The following is a 1,610-nucleotide window of genomic DNA, read 5'->3' on the forward strand; positions in this document are numbered from 1 at the left end:
TAAAAGCCATACAATTAATTTAATAAAGCACTATTCTTTATATCATTCAAATATCTGTAAAAACTAGAACTAAGTTGAGCCTACCCCTGCTAGCCATCCCAGTTCAAGCGCTTTGTTTATTTTCTCCAATTTTTTCAATTTCCTCTAAACTGCAGCCACGAGTTTCTGGAACTCTTATCCGGATAAAGATAACTCCAAGTAAACAAATAACACCAAAGATTGCAAAAACTGCTTCTTGAGGCATGGAATCGGTCATAATTGGAAATAGCAATCCAACTAAGAATGAACCAATCCAGTTAAAGGATGAAGCTAATCCAGACGCACGTCCACGAATTGTTAACGGAAAAACTTCCCCAACGATAACCCAAGTTAAAGGAGCCCAAGTGAATGAGTAAAGTGCTACATAGATACTTAAGAAAACAACCATCATCATTGGATTTGCATTAGGAATTAATACATTCATTATTGCAGGTAAAATAAAGGAGAGTCCCATAACTGTTCCACCAATTGTTAATAAAGTACGTCGATTAAATTTATCAGCAATCATTAGGAATATTAATGAACCTACCACAAGAATAATTCCCTGAATAATTGGCCACATTAACGCTGAACTAGCTGCATGTCCTGTTGCATTTTCTACAATTAAAGGGATGTAATAAAAAATGGCATTAGCGCCCTGAAATTGTTGGAAAGCTGCAACACCCACACCGGCAATTAATAAATAACGGTATTTATTACTTAAGAGTGTTCCCCATGATGTTTTTTGGTTTAGCTTCCTTTCCTCTCTGGCGGCTTCAAATATTTGTTTGATTTCCGAATCAATTTCTCCTTTGTCAGAGCGAATATAGCCTAAGACCTTACGAGCTTCATCAAGTTTATTGTTCTTTATTAAAAAACGTGGAGATTCAGGTAATTTTAACATACCAACATATAAGATTATAGCAGGTATGGCAGCCATACCAAGCATTAATCTCCATGCCAGTGTTCCCGACAAATCTTTCAATATAAAGTCAACAATGTAAGATAGCAACATACCAGAAACGATCATTGTTTGATTAATTCCTGACAAACGACCACGCATACGTGCAGGCGCCATTTCCGACATATAGGCTGGAACTAAAGCAGAGGAAGCCCCTACAGCCAAGCCTAATAATATCCGAGCAATGATTAAAAAAATGACACCATTATGAGGAGCTATTCCTGATAAAATAGATCCAACAATAAAAATTAAAGCAGATATTAAAATCATTCTGCGCCGACCTAGACGATCAGAAAGTTGTCCGGCCAATGCACCTCCAAAAATCGCTCCAAGCATCACCGAAGAAGTAATCCAGCCAATTGTACCTGCATTGTTCTCAAGACTCCAATCTTGTTGAAGAAAAGGTAGGGCACCGGTCATAACCCCAATATCATAACCAAATAGAATTCCCGCAAATGCCCCAAAAAAATAAATGAAGCCACTTGAAATTTTCTTTTCATTAACCATTAAGATTCTCTCCTCAAAAGTTCATTTCTGTTTATAGTTTTTGGAGCTTTCCACAATTTACAGTTTGAATAGTTTAATCGCTTCCTATTTATTGTGAAAAAATAGATGGTAATGAGTAATAAAG

Annotated in this window: 1 protein-coding gene; it reads right to left on the reverse strand. The window is 36.5% G+C overall.

Annotation, left to right across the window (positions count from 1 at the left end):
* Window positions 1-103: 103 nt before the first annotated feature.
* Window positions 104-1,486: a sugar porter family MFS transporter gene (locus AC0B9F_RS38050; RefSeq protein WP_127742017.1), complete on the reverse strand. Its 1,383-nt coding sequence runs from the start codon at window positions 1,484-1,486 to the stop codon at window positions 104-106.
* Between the last annotated feature and the right edge of the window lie 124 nt (window positions 1,487-1,610).

It is taken from the genome of Streptomyces sp. NPDC097129 (assembly GCF_055668065.1).

What these genes read in the sequence shown, in the direction of transcription:
- AC0B9F_RS38050 (WP_127742017.1), bottom strand. Translation starts at nt 1,486, where the DNA reads ATGGTTAATGAAAAGAAAATTTCAAGTGGCTTCATTTATTTTTTTGGG.